21 protein-coding genes are annotated in these 19,773 nt (G+C 62.0%); 17 read left to right on the top strand and 4 right to left on the bottom strand.

Features of this window, described 5'->3' with window-relative positions; all coding sequences use genetic code 11:
* Positions 1-126 precede the first annotated feature (126 nt).
* The 4 genes from nirK to P9272_RS01395 all read left to right on the top strand — a co-directional run bounded on the left by nirK (position 127) and on the right by P9272_RS01395 (position 3,302).
* Complete coding sequence (nirK, locus tag P9272_RS01410) at positions 127-1,230, top strand: copper-containing nitrite reductase (protein ID WP_278158283.1); 1,104 nt, start codon at positions 127-129, stop codon at positions 1,228-1,230.
* A gap of 68 nt (positions 1,231-1,298) precedes the next feature.
* Positions 1,299-2,171, top strand: coding sequence for an SUMF1/EgtB/PvdO family nonheme iron enzyme (locus P9272_RS01405; RefSeq protein WP_278158281.1), 873 nt, complete (start codon positions 1,299-1,301; stop codon positions 2,169-2,171).
* 46 nt (positions 2,172-2,217) lie between these two features.
* Complete coding sequence (locus P9272_RS01400; RefSeq protein WP_278158280.1) at positions 2,218-2,673, top strand: group III truncated hemoglobin; 456 nt, start codon at positions 2,218-2,220, stop codon at positions 2,671-2,673.
* Positions 2,674-2,870: 197 nt separating this feature from the next.
* Positions 2,871-3,302: an ion channel gene (locus P9272_RS01395; protein WP_128259200.1), complete on the top strand. Its 432-nt coding sequence runs from the start codon at positions 2,871-2,873 to the stop codon at positions 3,300-3,302.
* 17 nt (positions 3,303-3,319) lie between these two features.
* Here P9272_RS01395 and hemN read toward each other — a convergent pair whose 3' ends face one another.
* Positions 3,320-4,699, bottom strand: a complete 1,380-nt coding sequence (gene hemN / locus P9272_RS01390; RefSeq protein WP_278158277.1) for an oxygen-independent coproporphyrinogen III oxidase — start codon at positions 4,697-4,699, stop codon at positions 3,320-3,322.
* Between the two features lie 107 nt (positions 4,700-4,806).
* Between hemN and P9272_RS01385 the strand changes: the two genes are divergently transcribed.
* From P9272_RS01385 to P9272_RS01340, 10 genes are all read left to right on the top strand, one after another.
* On the top strand, positions 4,807-5,520 hold the full coding sequence (locus P9272_RS01385) for a Crp/Fnr family transcriptional regulator (RefSeq protein WP_278158588.1): 714 nt from the start codon (positions 4,807-4,809) through the stop codon (positions 5,518-5,520).
* A 248-nt stretch (positions 5,521-5,768) separates the two neighbouring features.
* The gene (ccoN, locus tag P9272_RS01380) at positions 5,769-7,379 is read left to right on the top strand and encodes a cytochrome-c oxidase, cbb3-type subunit I (protein ID WP_128261239.1); all 1,611 of its coding nucleotides are present in this window, start codon (positions 5,769-5,771) and stop codon (positions 7,377-7,379) included.
* Positions 7,380-7,389: 10 nt separating this feature from the next.
* Positions 7,390-8,121, top strand: coding sequence for a cytochrome-c oxidase, cbb3-type subunit II (ccoO, locus tag P9272_RS01375; RefSeq protein ID WP_128261238.1), 732 nt, complete (start codon positions 7,390-7,392; stop codon positions 8,119-8,121).
* Between the two features lie 13 nt (positions 8,122-8,134).
* Entirely contained in the window at positions 8,135-8,284 is a 150-nt protein-coding gene (locus tag P9272_RS01370; RefSeq protein WP_128261237.1) for a cbb3-type cytochrome c oxidase subunit 3, read from the top strand.
* A gap of 2 nt (positions 8,285-8,286) precedes the next feature.
* Positions 8,287-9,150, top strand: coding sequence for a cytochrome-c oxidase, cbb3-type subunit III (gene ccoP / locus P9272_RS01365; RefSeq protein WP_278158273.1), 864 nt, complete (start codon positions 8,287-8,289; stop codon positions 9,148-9,150).
* A gap of 169 nt (positions 9,151-9,319) precedes the next feature.
* Positions 9,320-10,879 carry a cytochrome c oxidase accessory protein CcoG gene (gene ccoG, locus P9272_RS01360; protein ID WP_278158271.1) on the top strand — a complete coding sequence of 520 codons (1,560 nt, stop codon included), beginning with the start codon at positions 9,320-9,322 and terminating at the stop codon, positions 10,877-10,879.
* Positions 10,876-11,391, top strand: coding sequence for a FixH family protein (locus P9272_RS01355; protein ID WP_128261234.1), 516 nt, complete (start codon positions 10,876-10,878; stop codon positions 11,389-11,391). The genes ccoG and P9272_RS01355 overlap by 4 nt, the downstream gene beginning before the upstream one ends.
* Positions 11,388-13,667, top strand: coding sequence for a cation-translocating P-type ATPase (locus P9272_RS01350; protein WP_278158267.1), 2,280 nt, complete (start codon positions 11,388-11,390; stop codon positions 13,665-13,667). The genes P9272_RS01355 and P9272_RS01350 overlap by 4 nt, the downstream gene beginning before the upstream one ends.
* Entirely contained in the window at positions 13,664-13,834 is a 171-nt protein-coding gene (ccoS, locus tag P9272_RS01345; protein WP_278158266.1) for a cbb3-type cytochrome oxidase assembly protein CcoS, read from the top strand. The genes P9272_RS01350 and ccoS overlap by 4 nt, the downstream gene beginning before the upstream one ends.
* 63 nt (positions 13,835-13,897) lie before the next feature.
* Positions 13,898-14,599: a CBS domain-containing protein gene (locus tag P9272_RS01340; RefSeq protein WP_278158264.1), complete on the top strand. Its 702-nt coding sequence runs from the start codon at positions 13,898-13,900 to the stop codon at positions 14,597-14,599.
* A 27-nt stretch (positions 14,600-14,626) separates the two neighbouring features.
* Here the strand turns inward: P9272_RS01340 and P9272_RS01335 are convergent, their stop codons facing one another.
* The 3 genes from P9272_RS01335 to P9272_RS01325 form a co-directional block, all read right to left on the bottom strand.
* Positions 14,627-15,145: a hypothetical protein gene (locus P9272_RS01335; RefSeq protein WP_278158263.1), complete on the bottom strand. Its 519-nt coding sequence runs from the start codon at positions 15,143-15,145 to the stop codon at positions 14,627-14,629.
* Between the two features lie 183 nt (positions 15,146-15,328).
* The gene (locus tag P9272_RS01330) at positions 15,329-15,589 is read right to left on the bottom strand and encodes a DUF6455 family protein (RefSeq protein WP_278158261.1); all 261 of its coding nucleotides are present in this window, start codon (positions 15,587-15,589) and stop codon (positions 15,329-15,331) included.
* A gap of 82 nt (positions 15,590-15,671) precedes the next feature.
* Entirely contained in the window at positions 15,672-16,367 is a 696-nt protein-coding gene (locus P9272_RS01325) for a VIT family protein (RefSeq protein WP_128261228.1), read from the bottom strand.
* 257 nt (positions 16,368-16,624) lie between these two features.
* Here P9272_RS01325 and P9272_RS01320 point away from each other — a divergent pair, with 257 nt between their 5' ends.
* Genes P9272_RS01320 through P9272_RS01310 form a run of 3 tightly spaced genes read left to right on the top strand, consistent with a single transcriptional unit; the run spans position 16,625 to position 19,681 of the window.
* Positions 16,625-17,428 (top strand): FMN-binding protein, encoded by an 804-nt coding sequence (locus P9272_RS01320; protein WP_278158257.1) that lies wholly within the window; start codon positions 16,625-16,627, stop codon positions 17,426-17,428.
* Positions 17,429-17,459: 31 nt separating this feature from the next.
* Positions 17,460-18,170: an FAD:protein FMN transferase gene (locus P9272_RS01315; protein ID WP_278158256.1), complete on the top strand. Its 711-nt coding sequence runs from the start codon at positions 17,460-17,462 to the stop codon at positions 18,168-18,170.
* Entirely contained in the window at positions 18,170-19,681 is a 1,512-nt protein-coding gene (locus P9272_RS01310; protein ID WP_278158586.1) for an RnfABCDGE type electron transport complex subunit D, read from the top strand. Before P9272_RS01315 ends, P9272_RS01310 begins: the two co-directional genes overlap by 1 nt.
* The last annotated feature ends 92 nt before the right edge of the window (positions 19,682-19,773 follow it).

Genomic DNA, 19,773 nt, shown 5'->3' with positions numbered 1-19,773 from the left:
GGGAGGCTTCAACGATGTCATCAAGTCAAAAATTGTCTGTCCCAGATTTGCGCGAAAGCAAAGACGTTTCGTGCCAAGATACTAATCTGTCCACATCGAAATTATTGAAATCAAGGAAATGACAAAATGCTTACGAGACGTGAAGCTTTGCTTGGTTCTGTTCTCACCGTCGCCGCGGTTGCCGCGGTCGGCTCGATGCCGGCAATGGCCGCCGTCAATGACGTGGCCGGACTGCCGCGCGAGAAAGTGACGCTTGTCGCGCCGCCTTTCGTGCACGCACACGACCAGGTGGCCAAGGGCGGCCCCAAGATCGTCGAGTTCACCATGAAGATCGAAGAGAAGCCGTTGGTCATCGACGCCGATGGCACTCAGCTCAACGCCATGACCTATAACGGCTCCATCCCGGGCCCGCTTATGGTCGTTCATGAAGGCGACTACCTCGAGCTGACCCTGATCAATCCCGACACCAACACGCTCGCCCACAATATCGACTTCCATGCGGCGACCGGCGGGCTCGGCGGCGGTGCGCTGACGCTGATCAATCCCGGCGAGCAGGTGACGCTGCGCTTCAAGGCGACCCGATCCGGCACATTCGTCTACCATTGCGCGCCTGGCGGAGCGATGATCCCCTGGCACGTGGTTTCGGGGATGAGCGGGGCGGTGATGGTGCTGCCGCGCGACGGCCTGAAGGACGAAAAAGGCAAGCCCGTGCGCTACGACCGCATCTACTATATCGGCGAGAGCGACTTCTACATCCCGCGTGACGAACAGGGCAAATTCAAGAAGTACGACTCGGCCGGCGACAACTATGACGACACCGTGAAGGTGATGCGCGGCTTGGTCCCGACGCATGTCGTCTTCAACGGCAAGGCTGGTTCGCTGACCGGCGAGAACGCCATGAAGGCCAAGGTCGGGGAGACGGTGCTGATCGTCCACTCCCAAGCCAATCGCGACACCCGTCCGCACCTGATCGGCGGCCACGGCGACTTCGTATGGGAAGCCGGCAAGTTCGCGAACCCGCCCGCCAAGGACATGGAAACCTGGTTCATTCGTGGCGGTTCGGCGGGCGCGGCGCTCTACACCTTCAGGCAGCCCGGAGTCTACGCCTACGTCAACCATAATCTGATCGAGGCGGTCGAACTCGGCGCCACGGCGCACTTCACGGTCGATGGAAGCTGGGACGAAGACCTGATGACGCAGATCGAAGCCCCCAAGGCTATCGCCTCATAAACTGAAGCCGATCGCCCTATTACCTCCCGGCGCCGCAGGCGAAAGCGCGCCGCAGGCGGAGTCTGAACATGTCCTTCGATCCTGTCTTCACATTTGGAACAGTCATTGCTGCCGCCCTGATCGGTCTCGGCGTCAGCAATGCGATGGACAGGTCGCCGCCACGACTCCGTATGTCGGTTGCCATGGCGGAGCTGGTCGCCCTCACGCCCGGGTCGTTCGAACACTCGCAGCCTGGCGAATTTCTCCAGAAGAATCATCCCGTACCCGCCCCGAAGGCGCAGGAAAACATCGTCACGCCTCTGCAAATTATGAAATACCAGGTGACCGCATCGGACTATGACCGTTGCGTTTCCGATGGCGCCTGCAAGCCCGCCGAGTCGACCATCGTCGGCAACGTCCCGGCGACGGGCGTCAGCTTCCTCGATGCCCAGGATTATGCAAACTGGTTGTCGGCAAAGACAGGTGAAACCTGGCGGTTGCCGACCGACGCGGAATGGGCCTATGCCGCGGGCGAGCGATTCCGGGCCGACATCGAGGGGGGCGCCGGCGATCCGTCCGACCCGGCACGGCGGTGGCTCACCCAATATCGCAACGAGGCGGCGCTTGGTCGCAAACCGGATCCCGAGCCCCGTTCTATTGGAGCCTTTGGCGCGAATTCAAAGGGCGTTGCGGATATTGCCGGAAATGTCTGGGAGTGGACGGCGACCTGCTATGTCCATGCGACGATGTCCAGCGACGGCGCGCTCATCGCCGGCTCGATCGCGAATTGCGGCGTGCATGTTGTGGAGGGTTTCCACCGAACCTACATGTCGAATTTCATCCGTGACGGCAAGAGCGGCGGCTGCGCGGTCGGAACTCCGCCGGACAACCTCGGGTTTCGCTTGGTCCATGAACGCGGCGGCTTCCTGCAGGCCGCGCTTCGCCGATTGGGCCTCACCTGACTGCCTACAAAACCTCACCTGACTGCCTCACAAAAAAGGAACTTAGATGATTTCGAAGCCGGCCCTGCTTGACAGTGTTCGCCCCGCCCCCGAACAGCCCCTGGCGTGCCCCGGCGTTGACCGGTCCTCGATAGGGGTGCTGGTGCGCGAGTTCTATGCCAGGGTGAGAAAGGATGAGCGCCTCGGGCCTATCTTCGCCCGGGAAATCGTTGGTGACTGGGAGCCCCATCTGGAGAAGATGACGGACTTCTGGTGCTCCGTCATCTTGAAAAGCGGCGACTATCGTGGCCGGCCAGTGCCGGCTCATGTGAAGCTCGAGGATGTGACCGAATCAGACTTCGGGATTTGGCTGGCTCTCTTCGGCGAGACGGCGTCCGGGCTCTTCGCTCCCGAGATCGCGGCGGTGTTCGTCGAGCGGGCGGAAAGGATAGCGACGAGTCTCAAGCTCGCCATGTTCTTCCACCTCGGCCCTGCCGCCAGAGACATTCCTGGAAAAGCGTGAGCGGTCGGGTTCGGACCCTTCGCTATAGCCGTTCGTCCACTATTGTCTAAAACAGCGGATAGAGCGGTCCGCCGTTTCCTGCTCCATTGACCGGCAAGCAGGATCGGACCGGGGGCAATTCATCGAGCTGGCATCCGGTTTGATTCCGCGCATGGACTGTGATGGACTGTGGTCGTTCGAGCCCCTGATTTCCGCCAATGATCCTCAATCTTTGCACCGGTACGATCGTCATAAGCCTGACGGTTGTGATCCACACTTTCGGCCTTATCGCGATCACTTACGTGATGGCACGCCTTGTGGCGTTCTTCCGCATGCACGGGCGGCGCAGCCGGGTCCTTGCCATGATCAGCGTGGTCATGGGACTTTTCGCTGTCATGACGACGGAAGTCTGGCTATGGGCGGGGATTTATCGGCTGCTCGGGATCTTCAGCGATTTCGAGACCGCGCTTTATTTTTCGACCATCACCTTTTCGACGGTCGGATATGGAGATGTCGTGCCGGCTCATGGCTGGCGCGTGCTGGCGGCCCTGGAAGGCATCAACGGCTTTCTGCTGATCGGCTGGTCAACTGCCTATCTGATCGCAGCCGGCACCCGTGTCGGGCCGTTCAGGGTGGGCGAGCATTTCTGATCCGCCGCCTGAACTATTCAAACCGCTGCCGAATGCCTGCCGGTCCCATTGCTCAGGTATTTGTCGAATTTCGCCGCCACCGTGCGGACAAGCGGGCGGCTTGCCGCCGGCACGACGAAGTTGTCGCCTTCCAGCCGAAGAAGCTGGCCCGCCCCGCTGATGGCCAGTCGGCTCGCTTCGCAAAGCAGCCTTTGGCCGACATTCCCAAAGCGGTCGACAAGCTCCACCGCCGAGAAGGCGAAGTTGCACATCAGGCGCTCGATGACCCAGCCACGCGCCTCATCTTCGACACTGAATTCTATGCCGCGCGCTATCGCCAGCTCTCCCGAATCCACGGCTTTCTGGTATTCGCCCGTCGCAACGATGTTTTGTGCATGGCCTTGGCGATACCGGCTGATCGATGAGGGGCCGAGACCGATGAGGGTTTCGCACTGGTCCTCGGTGTAGCCCTGGAAATTGCGGCGGATCTTGCCCGCCCGGGCGGCAACCGCCAGCGTGTCTCCCGGTTTCGCGAAATGGTCCAGTCCCAATGCCTCGTAGCCGGCATCGACAATCAGCTGCGCGGCAAGCTGCGACTGCGCCAGGCGCGCGACGGAGTCGGGCAGCCAGGCTTCATCGATCATCGTCTGATGCTTCTTGAACCAAGGCACATGCGCGTAGCCGAACAGGGCAAGCCTGTCCGGCGCCAAGGTCAGCGCCTGGGCAACGGTCGCCGCGACGCTCTTGCCGGTCTGATGCGGAAGGCCGTAGAGCAGGTCGAGGTTGACGGATGTGACGCCACGCGCCCGCACCGCATCGACGATACTCTTGGTCAGCGCGAAACTCTGCTCGCGATTGATCGCCTTCTGCACCTTGGGATCGAAATCCTGGACACCGAGGCTCGCCCTTGTCATCCCGATCGCGGCAAACGCATCCAGCCGACCCTCATCCATGTCGTTCGGGTCGATCTCGACGCTGAGGCTGGCATCGTCGAGGAAGTCGAATCGATCCCGCAACGCCTTTCCGAGCATGAGGATGTCATCGGGCTTCAGCATTGTCGGCGAGCCGCCACCGAAATGAACGGCGCGGACCCTGCCACGGCCGCTGACGAGGCCGCCGACCGTTTCGATCTCCTTGTGGAGTGAGCGAAGGAAAGTGGCCACGGGCGCATAGTGACGTGTCTGCTTGGTATGGCAGGCACAGAACCAACATAAGCGGTCGCAATAGGGGATGTGCAGATAAAGCGATATCTCGTCATCGCCTTCGAGCGTCTCCATCCACCCGCGAACCTTGACCGCGTCAACGCCCGGATGAAAATGCGGCGCCGTCGGATAGCTCGTGTAACGCGGCACGTTGTCGGCAGGGCTCACGGTCGGAACTGGGCGCGGCGGATCGATGGGGGCGGCGGGCGGGGTCATGATGGTTAAACTGCCTGACCGACGCCGGCAAAACCTTGATCTCGATCAAGGCGAGTCAGGTCAAAACCCGCGCAGATTGCCGCTCCTATTGGACCACGGGCGTCGCAATGATCGCCAGACAGGATGTTCAACAAGCCGACGTCCCCGCAATTTGCAAATCCTGCGAAGCGCGGCAGGATGGATTATGCGGCGCCTTCAACGCCCGCCAACTCACCGAGTTGGCCAGAGCCTCTTCCAGGCATGAGGTTCTGGCAGGCGCTGAACTGCCCAACGACGGAACCTACTCCAACCTTCTGTCCGGCGTGGTCAAGCTCACGAGAAATCTCTCGGATGGTCGTCAGCAGATTGTCGGGTTCCATTTCGCACCCGATTTCCTGGGCAGACCGTTCGAGGCAAAGAGGCCGATCAGGGCGGAAGCCTTGACGAATGTGGCGCTCTGCTCGTTTCCAAAGGCAATCATCGATCGGATGGCAAACGAGATGCCGGAGCTTGGACGTCTGCTGCTGAAGCATGCGCTGAACGAGCTCGACGAAGCACGCGACTGGATGGCGGCGCTGGGGCGCAAGACCGCGTCCGAGAAGGTCGCAAGCTTCCTCCTCATGGTCGCCAGAAACACCGATCCCGCGCACTGTCCGGCGAACCCGATAAGCTTCGACCTGCCGCTGACACGCACCGATATCGCCGATTTTCTTGGCCTGACCATCGAGACGGTCAGCCGGGAATTATCCAGATTGCGGTCCGACGGCACGATCCGGATCGTCAACAAGCGCCAGATCAGCGTCGCGAGCATAGCTCGGCTGGAGGAACGCTGCGGCGACTGAGCAGCGACGATCCTTCTGCGAGCCTTCGCTGTGCTTGATCTCATCAAGGTCCCAAGGTTCGGCATTGCAGATCGTTTCGCTGGCGTCCCTGCCTGAAGCGAGATCAGTCCAGCGCGCGGCGCCAACGCCCTCCAAACAAAAGCCGTCCGCGATTGACCTGGATCAAGGCCCGGGAAGCGGGAAATCTCGAAAAGGTGCCTCGGGCGGGTGTTTCCGCCGGAACTTCGAGACGAGATCGGGGACTTGCGATGAAATTTGGCACGGAGATCGTCCTTCTAGGCCTTTTTGCTTTCGGCGCCCTCGTAGCCGCCGGCTTCGGGGTGGATGAACCATTTCGCCAGCACATGTGGGTTTTGTTTTTCGTGGTGGCCGGCTTTGCCGCGATCCTGCTGCGCAATATGGACCTCAAGCCTGCGGCACCGATCGACCCCACCGCCTACATGGATGAACCGATCCGCTACGGGGCCATCGCAACGGTCTTCTGGGGTGTGGTTGGCATGCTGGTGGGTGTGCTGATCGCGCTGCAGCTCGCATACCCTCACCTTAACATCCAGCCTTGGTTCAACTTCGGACGGCTGCGCCCGCTTCATACTTCAGGCGTGGTCTTTGCCTTCGGCGGCAATGCGCTGATCTGCACTTCGCTCTACGTCGTCCAGCGCACCTGCCGGGCACGCCTATTCGGCGGTAATCTCGCCTGGTTCGTCTTCTGGGGATATCAGCTTTTCATCGTCATGGCCGCGACCGGCTATCTGCTGGGTATCACCGAAAGCCGCGAATATGCCGAGCCCGAGTGGTATGTCGACGTCTGGCTGACAATCGTCTGGGTCGCGTATCTGATCCTTTTCCTCGGCACCATTCTGAAGCGCAAGGAACCGCATATCTACGTCGCCAACTGGTTCTACCTCTCCTTCATCATCACCATCGCGATGCTGCATGTAGTCAACAACCTGTCGATGCCGGCGTCGTTCCTTGGCTCCAAGAGCTACTCCGCCTTCTCGGGCGTTCAGGATGCTCTGACGCAATGGTGGTACGGCCACAATGCGGTCGGCTTCTTCCTGACAGCCGGCTTCCTTGGAATGATGTACTATTTCGTGCCCAAGCAGGTTAATCGGCCGGTCTATTCCTACCGCCTGTCTATCATTCACTTCTGGGCGCTGATCTTCCTCTATATCTGGGCTGGGCCGCATCACCTCCACTACACCGCCCTGCCCGACTGGGCACAGACGCTCGGCATGGTGTTCTCGATCATGTTGTGGATGCCTTCCTGGGGCGGCATGATCAACGGCCTCATGACGCTTTCCGGGGCGTGGGACAAGATACGTACTGACCCGATCGTGCGTATGATGGTCGCCGCCATCGCCTTCTACGGCATGTCGACCTTTGAAGGGCCGATGATGTCGATCAAGACGGTCAACTCGCTCTCGCACTACACGGATTGGACAATCGGCCATGTCCATTCCGGCGCGCTCGGCTGGGTCGGCCTGATCACCTTCGGCGCAATCTACTATATGGTGCCCAAGCTCTGGAACCGCGAGCGGCTCTATTCGCTGCGGCTTGTCACCTGGCACTTCTGGCTGGCGACGCTCGGCATCGTTGTCTACGCGGCAGTGATGTGGGTCTCGGGCATCATGCAAGGGCTCATGTGGCGCGAGTACGACGAGCAGGGATTCCTCGTCTACTCATTCGCCGAGACGGTCGCCGCCATGCATCCCTACTACGTCATGCGCGCCGCTGGCGGCGCCATGTACCTAGCCGGCATGCTGATCATGGCCTGGAACGTCACCATGACCATCCGTGGCTACCAGCGCAAAGAGCAGCCATTGCCGGGTTCCGCTCCCGCCCTCCAGCCTGCCGAATAAGGAGCCAGACATGGGCCTGATAGACAAACACGCGCTGATCGAGAAGAACGCGACGCTTCTTCTCATCGGTTCCCTGCTGGTCGTGACAGTCGGCGGCATCGTCGAGATCGCACCGCTCTTCTACCTCGACAATACGATCGAAAAGGTCGAGGGCATGCGGCCCTACTCGCCGCTCGAACTCGCCGGACGCAACATCTATGTGCGCGAGGGCTGCTACCTCTGCCACAGCCAGATGATCAGGCCGTTCCGCGACGAGGTGGAGCGCTACGGGCACTACAGCCTGGCGGCCGAGTCGATGTACGATCATCCATTTCAGTGGGGGTCGAAGCGCACCGGACCCGATCTCGCCCGCGTCGGCGATCGCTACTCCAACTCCTGGCACGTCCAGCACCTCATCGACCCGCGCTCGGTCGTGCCCGAGTCGATCATGCCGAGCTATGCTTTCCTTAAGGACACGCCGATCGAGGTGAAGGATTTCTCGACGCATCTGATCGCCAACCGGCGCGTCGGCGTCCCCTACTCCGACGACATGATCGCCAATGCCAATGCGGATCTGATGGCGCAAGCCGATCCCAACGCCGACACATCCGGACTGGAGAAACGATATCCGAAGGCCAAAGTCGGCGACTTCGACGGCAATCCGCAACAGGTCACCGAAATGGATGCTCTAGTAGCCTATCTCCAGATGCTCGGCACCCTGGTCGATTTCAAGAACTACGACGAAGCAGCCGGCTATCGCTGAGGAGGGCATACCGATGGAATATAACTTGATGCGGGAGTTCGCCGACAGTTGGGGTCTGCTGGCCATGGCCCTGTTCTTTGTCGGCTGCATAGCTTTCGCTCTACGCCCGGGCGGCAAGGCGCATGCCGACGATGCCGCACAGATTCCTCTCAAGGATGATTGATCATGAGCAGCGAGCATGTCGACGAAATATCCGGCGTGACGACGACCGGCCACGAGTGGGATGGCATCAAGGAGCTCAATAATCCTCTGCCGCGGTGGTGGGTGATCACCTTCTACATCACCATCGCCTGGGCACTCGCCTATACGATCGCCTATCCGGCCTGGCCGATGCTGAGCTCCGCCACCAGGGGTGTCCTGGGTTTCTCCAGCCGCAACGACGTCAAGAACGAAATGGCCGCGGCCGAGGCCGCAAAGGCGAAATATGCCGCGGCGATACAGTCCAAGACCGTTTCAGAAATTGCCGCTGACGACACCTTGCGCGAGTTCGCCGTCGCCGCCGGCGGAGCGGCATTCAAGGTCAATTGCGTGCAGTGCCACGGCTCCGGCGCGCAAGGCTCGATCGGTTTTCCGAACCTCAACGACGACGATTGGCTGTGGGGCGGCAAGGCAGAACAGGTCCAGCAGACGATCACGCACGGCATCCGCTTCGCCGCGGATCCCGACACCCGCCAATCGGAGATGCCTGCGTTTGCCGATGTGCTCAAGCCCGAGCAGATCGCCCAGGTCAGCGCTTTTGTGGCCAGCCTTTCGGGGCCGGTGCAGGACAAGAGCCTGATCGAGCCAGGAGCCAAGGTCTTCGCTGACAACTGCGCCGCCTGCCATGGCGAGAATGCGAAGGGCAACCGGGACCTCGGAGCACCCAATTTGACGGATGCGATCTGGCTCCACGGCTCCGGCGAAGCTGCGATTGCTTCCCAGGTGCGAGCCCCGAAGAACGGGGTGATGCCCGCCTGGATTGGCCGTCTCGGCGAGACGACGGTCAAGGAACTGGCCGTCTATGTCCATTCGCTTGGCGGTGGAGAATAGGAACGGGGCCTGTTCTCAGCCCTCAACCGTTCAAGCGACGAGGCCCGGCCGTGCCGGGCCTCGACTTGCTGTTGACGGCTCGATTTGACCTGCATCAACGCGGCGCGCCCGCGCGGTTGCGAGATTGCCTTAAACAGGCGGCATCCTTTCGCCGCGATTGGAGTTTGTCGTGCTGGATCAGTCTCAGGTAGAACGGCTCGAGGCCGAGGCAGTCAACTCCGCAAAGACGCGACAGCCGCTGTATGCCGCGCGCAAGAAGGTTTTTCCGAAGCGCGCCTCAGGCCGTTTCCGCCAATTCAAATGGCTGGTGATGGCGATCACGCTCGGCATCTATTACCTGACTCCGTGGCTGCGGTGGGATCGGGGCTCCTTCGCTCCCGACCAGGCCGTTCTCATCGACCTGGCCAATCGAAGATTCTACTTCTTCTTCATCGAGATCTGGCCGCAGGAATTCTACTATGTCGCCGGCCTGCTGATGATGGCAGGTGTCGGCCTTTTCCTGATCACGTCGACAGTCGGGCGAGCTTGGTGCGGATATACCTGTCCGCAGACAGTCTGGGTGGATTTGTTCCTTGTCGTCGAACGCGCAATTGAAGGCGATCGCAATGCCCGCATGAAGCTGGACGCGGCCCCCTGGAGCGCCCGAAAGCTCTTCCTGCGAGTCTCCAAGCACGCGATCTGGCTGATCATCGCCGTGGCAACGGGCGGCGCGTGGATCTTCTATTTCGCCGACGCGCCAAAGCTGCTGGGCCAAGTCGTCACCGGCACGGCGGCTCCCATCGCCTATCTCACGATCGCGGTCCTGACCGGCACCACCTATGTGTTCGGCGGGCTGATGCGCGAACAGGTCTGCACCTATATGTGCCCATGGCCGCGCATCCAGGCCGCCATGCTCGACGAAAACTCCCTGACGGTGACGTATAACGATTGGCGCGGCGAGCCGCGCTCGCGCCACGCCAAAAAGGCGTCTGCGGCCGGGCAATCCGTCGGCGACTGCGTCGACTGCAATGCCTGTGTCGCCGTCTGTCCCATGGGTATCGACATCCGCGACGGCCAGCAGCTGGAATGCATCACCTGCGCGCTGTGCATCGACGCTTGCGACAGCGTCATGGACAAGCTCGGCCGGGAACGCGGGCTGATTTCCTACGCAACGCTGGCGGACTACAACGCCAACATGGCAATGGCCACTGCCGGGGGCACCGGTCCGATCAATCCGGCTCTGGTGAGGACGCAGAGCGGCAGCTTCGTCGATGGACTGGCGCATTTCCATCTGGGCAAGATCTTCCGGCTGCGTACCTATATCTATCTCGGCGTATGGTCGGCGATCGGCTTGGTGCTCGTCTATTCGCTGCTCACGCGCGAACGGCTGGAACTGAATGTCCTGCACGATCGCAATCCGCAGTTCGTGACGCTTTCGGACGGGTCGATCCGCAACGGTTATACGGTCAAGCTGCTCAACATGATTCCCGAGCCAAGGACGATCGAGGTCACGCTGCAGGGTCTCGACGGCGGTGAGATGAGCGTCGTCGGTCTCGACCAGCCAGCAAGTCGCTCGTTCTCCATTCCGGTCGAACCTGACCGGCTGAAGATGCTCAAAATCTTCGTCAGGCAACCGGCTGATCAAATCAAGGAGCTGGTACAGAGCTTCGAATTTCGGATCGTCGACAAGGCGAGTTCCGAATCCGCCGAGTACACCGCCAGTTTCAACGCGCCGGAGAAAGAAAAATGAGCGCCGACACGCAAGAGCCACACGGCTTCACCGGCAAGCACATGCTGATCGTCATCGTCAGCTTCTTCGCCGTGGTGATCGGCGTCAACGTCACCATGGCTACGCTCGCCGAGACGAGTTGGACCGGTCTTGTGGTCGAGAACACTTATGTCGCTAGCCAGCAATTCAACGAAGAAGCGAAGAAAGGAAGGGCGCAAGCCGCGCTGGGCTGGACGGGCAAGCTGAGCATCGCCTCCGGCGAGGTTCGCTACCGGCTTGTCGACAGCCAGGGCAAGCCGGTGCCACTGCATGGCGTTCGGATGCTGTTTCGCCACCCGGCCTATGAGGCCGAGGACAAAGCCCTGACCCTTGCCGCGCCGGCTGGCGACTCTGCCGGCAACACGCAGGAATTTGCCGCCCGGCACACGCCAAAGGACGGAGTCTGGATTGTGGAGATCGATGCGGACGCCGGACTAACGGCACCGTTTCGCGACGTTCGCCGCGTCATCGTTTCGAATGGAGCCCTGCAGTGAGCTGCTGTGCACCAGGGGCTGAGATGGCCTTGGAGGTTACCGCCACGGCAACGCCATCGAGCGAAGAAATCAAGCTGGCCAGCCGCTCCCTCGGCAGCGACATGCACCAGACCGACCTGTCGGTGCCGACGGTTCATTGCGGGGCTTGTATCCAGGCGATCGAAGCAGCGCTCGGCGGGGTCGAGAACGTCGAATCCGCTCGCGTCAACCTGTCTACGAAGCGGGTATCGGTCCGCTGGCATGGGGACATCGTTCCGCCCTTATTTGCCGTGCTCGGCAGGCTTGGCTATCAGGCGCACCTTTTCGATCCGGAAGTTCACGAGAAGGATCGGACGCTCTCGGAACTGATCCGCGCTGTCGCCGTGGCCGGTTTCGCGGCCGGCAACATCATGCTGCTCTCGGTCTCGGTCTGGTCTGGTGCGGAAGGCCCGACCCGCGATCTGTTTCACTGGCTGTCCGCGCTGATTGCCATCCCGGCGCTCGCCTTCGCCGGCGGGATCTATTACCGCTCCGCCGCGAACGCGCTGAGCCATGGTCGCATGAACATGGACGTGCCTATCGCCGTGGGAGTGTCGCTCGCCTATGCAATGAGCCTTTACGAGACCATCACCCACGGCGAGCACGCCTATTTCGACGCCTCGGTGTCGCTACTTTTCTTCCTGCTGATCGGGCGCACGCTGGACCACGTGATGCGCGAGCGGGCGCGAACCGCGGTCGATGGCCTATCGCGGCTTGCCGCGAGAGGGGCCGTCGTGCTGAGGGACGACGGAACGCGCGAGTATGTGCCGGTCGCGGAACTCGCGCCAGGCATGCGCCTTCTCATCACCGCTGGAGAACGGATACCGGTCGACGGCGATATCGTCGGCGGGAACTCCGACCTCGATTGCTCGATCGTCTCCGGCGAAAGCGCGCCCAAAGCCGTCAGCCCAGGCACGCATGTTCAGGCCGGCACTTTGAACCTGACGGGTCCGCTGACGATGCAGGCCACCGCCGCGTCGAAGGATTCCTTCCTGGCGGAAATGGTCAGGCTGATGGAAGCAGCCGAGGGTGGCCGCTCGCGCTACAGGCGCATCGCCGACCGCGTATCAGCACTCTACGCGCCGGTGGTCCATCTTGCGGCCTTTGTCACATTCCTCGGCTGGATGATAGCGTCAGGCGATTGGCACCGCGCCCTCACCATCGCCATCGCCGTGCTCATCATCACCTGCCCGTGCGCGCTCGGCCTCGCGGTTCCGATCGTCCAGGTGGTAGCGGCCCGGCGCCTGTTCGAGGCCGGCGTGATGGTCAAGGACGGTTCTGCGATGGAGCGTCTCGCGGCGATCGATGCGGCTGTGTTCGACAAGACCGGGACGCTCACTCTGGGGTTGCCGCGGCTCATCAACGCGGCGTCGATCGATCCGGCCATGCTGGCGATCGCGGCCGACCTGGGAGCGCATTCCCGGCACCCGTTCTCAAAGGCGCTGACGGCCTATGGCAGCGTTTGCGGTCGAACCCAGTTCGACCGCGTGCAGGAAGAGCCGGGCTTCGGCATCGAAGCGTCGGCCGGCGGCGACATCTGGCGCCTTGGCCGGCGCGACTGGGCCGGATGGAAGGCCCGCACCGGCGGTGAAGGGCGATATGGCGGCCTTGGCGGCACGGTCCTCGCGAAGAATGGCAGGATCGTAGCATGCTTCGCCTTCGAGGATGCCACGCGAGCCGATGCCAAGGCGGCGGTGGAACGGTTGAAGGACGCCGGCATCTCGGTCGAGATGCTTTCCGGTGACACCTCGAGAGCCTGCGCCGAGACGGCGGGAGCCTTGGGCATCGAGAATTTTGTGCCGGCCCTCCTGCCTTCGGGCAAAGTCGAGAGGATCGAGACGTTGGCCCGCGACGGACACAAGGTGCTGATGGTGGGCGACGGCCTCAACGACACGCCGGCGCTTGGCGCCGCGCATGTCTCGATGGCTCCGGCGACCGCGGCCGATATCGGCCGGCAGGCCGCGGATTTCGTCTTCCTGCGCGAGAGCCTGCTGGCGGTGCCGCTCGCCCTGAATGTCTCGCGCAAGGCTGGCCGGCTCATCCGTCAGAACATCGCAATCGCGATCATCTACAACGCATTCGCCGTGCCGATCGCCATCCTCGGACATGTGACGCCGCTGATTGCGGCGATCGCGATGAGCGCTTCCTCGTTGGTCGTAATCGCAAATGCGATGCGGCTTCAGACGACGGCGAAAGCGGCTCCTGAAGCCGCTCCCGCCAGGCGCCGCACCGACGTCATCGAAGCGGCCCACCCATGACCACGCTCGTCTATCTCATTCCAGTGGCCCTGTTTCTCGGCGCGCTCGGTTTGTCCGGCTTCCTGTGGGCTTTGCGCAGCGGCCAGTACGAGGATCTCGATGGAGCCGCCGAGCGGATACTGATCGAACCCGATACGCGAGAAAAGGAAGGCCCGCGAGCAAACTGATATCAATCAAGGCAGCGTTGCTCCCGACGTCCGAGAGTAAGGCTCACAAAAGCGGAGACTTCGATGCAGGTTCGGGACATCATGACGACGCCGGTGGTCACAATCGCCACCTCTGCCTCCGTCGCCGACGCGGCCGATCTGATGCTGACCAGGAACATCCGCTGCCTGCCGGTCGTGGGAGACGATGGATCGTTGGCTGGCATCATCAGCGAAGGCGATTTCCTGCGCCGGGGCGAACTTGGTACCAGACGGGCGCGGCCTCGCTGGCTGGAGTTTCTTGTCGGTCCAGGCAAGCTCGCCGACGAGTATGTCCGTTCGAGCGGCCGCCGGGTGGCCGAGGTCATGACCGCCAGCGTCGTTTCGGCAGCGCCAGGCGCTTCGCTTGCCGAGGTCGTCGAACTGATGGCGACCCACGACATCAAGAATGTGCCTATCGTTGACGCGGATAAGATCGTCGGCATCGTCAGCCGCTCCGATCTGATGCGCATCCTGCTTCGCACTCTGCCCAAATCGGGTTCTGCGACTGTCGACGACGAGATCATCCGCAGGAACATTCTTGCCGAGCTGCGGGGGCAGTCCTGGAGCGTCGGCAGTGACCTTATCGGCATCACCGTCGATAAGGGAGACGTTGAGCTGAGCGGCGCCATCTTCGACGAACGTCAGCGAAAAGCTGCCGTGGTTGCGGCCGAGAACGTTGCCGGGGTAAAGAAGGTCACGGACAAGCTCTTTTGCGCCGGGCCGTTCTCGGTGGTGCTTGTCTCTTGAAGCCCTTCGCGCTCCCGTCGCACACACTCAAATCGCGGACAACGGTATCAGGGGGCGAAGCAGCAGCAACGCAAAGACGATGAGCGCCGCGCCGGCGATTGCGTCGGCCACCCTCTTGCCGCCGCTCAACCGCCCGCCCAGCAGCAGCCACATCGATCCGGTCAATGCCATGATCACGAGCAGCGCCATCCAGGCGATGCCCAGCGCGGCCGCTTCGACGTCCATCGGCACGATGACCAGGCAATAGATGAACGCCTTCGGGTTGAGAGCGGTGGTTGCCAGGATGGAGGTGCCGCCGCCGTTTTCGGTTGCCCCGGCGCGTTTGGCCGCCAACAGGCGAAAGCCGAGGATCACCAGCCAAGCAGCTGCAACCAGTTGAACCATCTGACCAGTGGCAGGCGGCACCAAGGAACGCAGCAAAAGCCAGAAGGCTGCCGCGATCCCATATCCGCATGCCTGCGCGGCAAGCAGCGTGGTCGCATTCTGCCGCTTGACGGCGCCTGCCGCCAAAAGAGCGTTGGTTGGCCCTGGCGCGGCAAAAAGCAAAAGTGCTTCCAGAAGATGCAGATTGTCCAAGCTGCCTGCCTCGTGCACGAACCTGTCGACTGCAGAAGTCCCACCGGCGCCGACTGCCGTCAACGCTTCCTGTATTTCGTCACAGGAGCGAAGCCGCCCGTTCTCGGTAGCGCGGGTGGCTCACCGCGGCAACCATCAAGGCCGCGGCCTCGATCAACGGATAGACTGCAAACGCGCAATCAAGTCGCCATTGCGGCAATAGGCCGGCGGATGATCCGCATGCTCGGTTTCGTCGAGCCAGGCCGCGCATTCATCCTGGTGACCGCAGGAGCGGCACCGGTCCACGGCGCGATTGGTGACGGCGACGTGATCGGCCACGACTCGCAGCTGCCTGTCGACGCCCACTTTCTGCATCATGCGTCCCATCAAGGCGGTTCTGGCGTCAGCGCCCATCAGATAATCGAAAAAGCTCATGCCGGCACACTCCTCAGGCCGCAATCATTGCCATCCAAGCGGCGTTCAACATTGATCTCGATCAACCGGGTGAACCCGCGGCCTAGCCCGTGGTACCGAACATCGCGCCAATGCCGGCCGTCAGCGCCATCGCCAGCGCTCCCCAAAAGGTGACGCGAGCTGTCGCCTTCCACACATTGGCGCCGCCGGCCCTCGCGCCGATCGCGCCCAGCACCGCCAGGAACAGCAACGATGCAATCGAGACAACGGCAACAAGCCTCGAGGGCGGCGAAATCAGCACCATCGCCAGAGGCATGACCGCACCGATTGAAAATGCCGCAGCGGAAGCCAGAGCGGCCAGGATCGGTCGTGCGGCGGTCACCTCGGATATACCGAGTTCGTCACGCGCATGAGCGCCAAGAGCGTCCTTGGCCATCAGTTGGTCAGCCACCTGCAACGCCAGCCGAGGCTCCACGCCGCGATCGATATAGATCTGGGCAAGCTCCTGTCGCTCGAATTCGGGCTGGGTCGCCAATTCCTTGCGCTCGCGGGCGAGATCCGCCTTCTCGGTGTCGGCCTGGGAACTGACGGATACATATTCGCCGGCGGCCATCGACATCGCGCCTGCCACAAGGCCTGCTACGCCGGCCACCAGCACGTTGGTCGTGGTCGCGTTGGCAGCCGCGACCCCGATGATCAAGCTGGCCGTCGAAACGATGCCGTCATTGGCGCCGAGCACCGCGGCTCGTAACCAGCCGATGCGCGACACGAGATGATTTTCAGTGTGAAGACGGCTCATGATCGAGGTGATGAACAGTTGGATGTTGCCACGGTATCGCCTCCAGGTCGGCAAGCGGGGAATGCAGCTTCATCGCTTGCTGACAGCAGCTATACCCTGATCCAGGTCAAAAACCCCCCGCCATTTTCGCCGATGCAGCACTTTTCGCAGGTCAGGCGCGCTGACAGCCAGCTGTCAGCTAACTCGTGCGATATTGCTGAGAGAGGGCATGCGACGGTCCGGCCGTTGCGCGGCCCTGAAGCCGGGATTCAATGCTTATGAAACAAATCGCCTTATCGCTTTTCGTGATCGCCTCGTCGGGCGCTTATGTCTGGGATCAGGCAGGCACGCCACCTGCCAACGACCTGGTCGACATGGGTGGCGCCGCCAATGCCGCAACGCAGGGCACTGCACAGCCATCCGTCCCATCGACGGTGCCATCGGCGTCGGCCGATCCGGTCATAGCCCCGGCGAGGTCGCGGCGCGTAGTTCCCCGGGATGCGCAGCGGGAGTCGGCCCCACAGGGGCCGGTCGAGGTGAATCCAGACACCACGGCGTCGATCGCAGCCGCTCCAAAGCCGGAGCCGGCCATCGTCAGTCCCCCCCAGGCCGCGAAGCTGGCGCCTCCGCCACCACCGAAGCAAGATCCCGCCCCGGCAGTCGAGAGTGCGCCCACGCCGGATGCGCCTACGTTCGCGGTGACACCGGCGGTCTACATTCCGATCCCTCAGCCGCGACCCGAATATCCGCAAGCCAAAGCGCGCGTCATTCATACCGGCATGAAGCTGGCGGCCGGCGGCTATGCCGACGGTGTCTACATCGGTCCAGCGGCCGACGCGTACTACGGCATCATACAGATCCAGGCGCTTGTCCAGGGCGGCCGACTGACGGCGCTCAAGGTACTGAAATACCCCAATGATCGCCGCACCTCCGTAAGCATCAACCGGCAGGCGTTGCCCATGCTGCGCGACGAGGCGATCAGCGCGCAAAGCGCCGACGTCGACATCATCTCGGGTGCCACGCTGACGAGCAAGGCCTTTATCCAATCGCTGGGCGGCGCCCTGAAGAAAGCTTCATCGTAATTCAATGCGCGAGACGAGGATAATGATGGGCATGCCCATCACCGTCGAGCTCGGCGGCTCGGCCGACGACCTTGTCGGGAAGGTCTTCGATTATTTCGACGGTGTCGACCGGCGTTTCAGCACCTACCGTGCGGACAGTGAAATCTCCGCGATAAACCGGGGCGACATTCCTGTCCGCGATTGGAGCTGCCAGATGATCGACGTGATGAGGATCGCGGAGCAAACCAGAAGGGAAACCGACGGGTATTTCGATATCCACAGGCCCGACGGCGCGCTCGACCCCTCCGGCATCGTCAAGGGCTGGGCTATCCGCAACGCGGCCGAAATCGTCCGTCGGGCGGACATCGGCGACTTCTTCATCGAGGCCGGGGGCGACATCCAATCAGGCGGCAGAAATGCTTCCGGCCGAGATTGGAGCGTCGGCATCCGCAATCCCTTCCACACGGACGAGATCGTCAAGGTAGTCTATCCGCGGGGACATGGCGTGGCCACTTCCGGCACATACGCGCGCGGACAACACATCTATAATCCCCGCGCGGCTCATGACCCGATCAGCGACATCGTCAGCCTGACCGTCATCGGCTCCGATGTGCTGGAGGCCGACCGGTTCGCCACCGCCGCCTTTGCGATGGGCCGGGACGGCATCCTCTTTATCGAGCAGACGCCGGGGCTCGAAGGATATCTCATAGACAGCAACCGCCGTGCCACGCCGACAAGCGGCTTCGGAGACTTCTGCCAGTGATGATCAAGACCCTCGACCGGCTTCTCGACCACCTCACAATGTACCGGCTGGTGCTCTACTACCTGGCGGCCTTGCTGATCGCCGCCTTCCTCTTCGGTTTCCTGAAGCTTGTGCCGCATGATCCGACAGCGCTCGCCTTCACGACCGCCCTGGTGCTGGCAACGTGCTGGATTACCAACAAGGCTTTTGCGCGCATCTTCGGGGTTCCGGCCAACAGCGAGTCCGTCTACATCACCGCGCTGATCCTGGCGCTCATCCTCGATCCGATTGCCCCCACAGATGCAAAGGCCATTGGCGCCGTGGCGTTCGCCTCGGTCTGGGCGATCTCGTCGAAATACATACTGGCCGTCGGCAGGAAGCACCTGTTCAATCCGGCCGCGCTTGGCGTTGCCTTGACGGCACTGCTGCTCGATCATCCCGCCACATGGTGGGTGGGGAGCAACATCTGGCTCTTCCCCCTGGTGCTTGTCGGCGGCGCTCTTGTGGTGCGTAAGCTGCGCCGGCTCGATCTCGTAGCCACGTTCCTGGGAGCGGCGCTGGCGACCATAATGGCGACCACTGACCCATCCGAATATGGCGCCGCTCTCGCCGAGACGTTCAGTTCGTCGCCGCTGCTGTTCTTCGCCTTCGTGATGTTGACCGAGCCCCTGACCGCTCCGACGACCCGCTGGCCCCGTATCGCCTTTGCCGCCCTCGTGGGCTTTCTGTTCGCGCCCAACATCCATGTCGGCTCGTTCTATTTCACACCCGAACTCGCTCTCCTGGCGGGTAACCTCTTCGCCTACGCCGTGAGCCCGAAGGGGCGGTTTGTGTTGACGTTGGAACGCATCGAGCAAACCGCCGTAGACAGCTACGACTTCATCTTCAGGTCGCAGCGAAAGCTCGCCTTCCAGGCGGGCCAGTACCTTGAATGGACACTTGGCCTCGACCGCTCTGACAATCGCGGCAACCGCCGCTACTTCACGCTCGCCTCATCGCCCACCGAGCAATCGGTGCGGCTGGGCGTCAAGTTTTATCCGCAGTCGAGCGCATTCAAGCAGGCGCTTGGCGGCATGAAACCCGGCGCCACGATCCACGCGTCGCAACTGGCGGGCGACTTCACCCTTCCATCCGATCCGAACACGAAGATCGCTTTCCTGGCCGGCGGCATCGGCATCACGCCGTTCCGTTCGATGCTGCAATATCTCATCGACCGCAATGAAGCGCGGCCTGTCGTAGTGCTCTACGGCACAGAGAGGCAAGACGACATCGCCTATCGCGACGTGCTCGACACCGCGAGACGCAAACTGGGCGTACGGGTATTCCATGCCGTGGCCAAAGGCGCGGTGCGCGGCCAGTATCCGGGCTATATCGACGCGCGCCTTGTGCGCCTCACCATGCCCGACTATCTCGAACGCACCTTCTACGTCTCCGGGCCGCAGAGCATGGTCAAGGCTGTGCGCAAGACGCTTTTGGCGATGGGCGTTCGGCGTTCCAAAATCAAGGTCGATTACTTCCCTGGATTTGCCTAGAGCAACTCCGGGAAAAGTGTGAGCTGTTTTGCGTAAGGAATTGCGTCAAAGCAAAGATATGGAGCAGTTCGCCGTTTCCGTGAAACGGTGAA

The sequence above is a fragment of the Mesorhizobium sp. WSM4976 genome, from assembly GCF_029625685.1.
Taxonomy (GTDB): Bacteria; Pseudomonadota; Alphaproteobacteria; order Rhizobiales; family Rhizobiaceae; genus Mesorhizobium.
This window is presented reverse-complemented; position numbering and strand designations above follow the sequence as displayed.

Coding starts and splice junctions, on each gene's coding strand:
- P9272_RS01315 (WP_278158256.1), top strand. CDS start 17,460: ATGCCCATCACCGTCGAGCTCGGCGGCTCGGCCGACGACCTTGTCGGG.
- P9272_RS01395 (WP_128259200.1), top strand. CDS start 2,871: ATGATCCTCAATCTTTGCACCGGTACGATCGTCATAAGCCTGACGGTT.
- nirK (WP_278158283.1), top strand. CDS start 127: ATGCTTACGAGACGTGAAGCTTTGCTTGGTTCTGTTCTCACCGTCGCC.
- ccoN (WP_128261239.1), top strand. CDS start 5,769: ATGAAATTTGGCACGGAGATCGTCCTTCTAGGCCTTTTTGCTTTCGGC.
- P9272_RS01325 (WP_128261228.1), bottom strand. CDS start 16,367: ATGAGCCGTCTTCACACTGAAAATCATCTCGTGTCGCGCATCGGCTGG.
- P9272_RS01400 (WP_278158280.1), top strand. CDS start 2,218: ATGATTTCGAAGCCGGCCCTGCTTGACAGTGTTCGCCCCGCCCCCGAA.
- P9272_RS01370 (WP_128261237.1), top strand. CDS start 8,135: ATGGAATATAACTTGATGCGGGAGTTCGCCGACAGTTGGGGTCTGCTG.
- P9272_RS01320 (WP_278158257.1), top strand. CDS start 16,625: ATGAAACAAATCGCCTTATCGCTTTTCGTGATCGCCTCGTCGGGCGCT.
- P9272_RS01405 (WP_278158281.1), top strand. CDS start 1,299: ATGTCCTTCGATCCTGTCTTCACATTTGGAACAGTCATTGCTGCCGCC.
- P9272_RS01340 (WP_278158264.1), top strand. CDS start 13,898: ATGCAGGTTCGGGACATCATGACGACGCCGGTGGTCACAATCGCCACC.
- hemN (WP_278158277.1), bottom strand. CDS start 4,699: ATGACCCCGCCCGCCGCCCCCATCGATCCGCCGCGCCCAGTTCCGACC.
- P9272_RS01385 (WP_278158588.1), top strand. CDS start 4,807: ATGATCGCCAGACAGGATGTTCAACAAGCCGACGTCCCCGCAATTTGC.
- P9272_RS01310 (WP_278158586.1), top strand. CDS start 18,170: ATGATCAAGACCCTCGACCGGCTTCTCGACCACCTCACAATGTACCGG.
- ccoS (WP_278158266.1), top strand. CDS start 13,664: ATGACCACGCTCGTCTATCTCATTCCAGTGGCCCTGTTTCTCGGCGCG.
- ccoO (WP_128261238.1), top strand. CDS start 7,390: ATGGGCCTGATAGACAAACACGCGCTGATCGAGAAGAACGCGACGCTT.
- P9272_RS01355 (WP_128261234.1), top strand. CDS start 10,876: ATGAGCGCCGACACGCAAGAGCCACACGGCTTCACCGGCAAGCACATG.
- ccoP (WP_278158273.1), top strand. CDS start 8,287: ATGAGCAGCGAGCATGTCGACGAAATATCCGGCGTGACGACGACCGGC.
- P9272_RS01330 (WP_278158261.1), bottom strand. CDS start 15,589: ATGAGCTTTTTCGATTATCTGATGGGCGCTGACGCCAGAACCGCCTTG.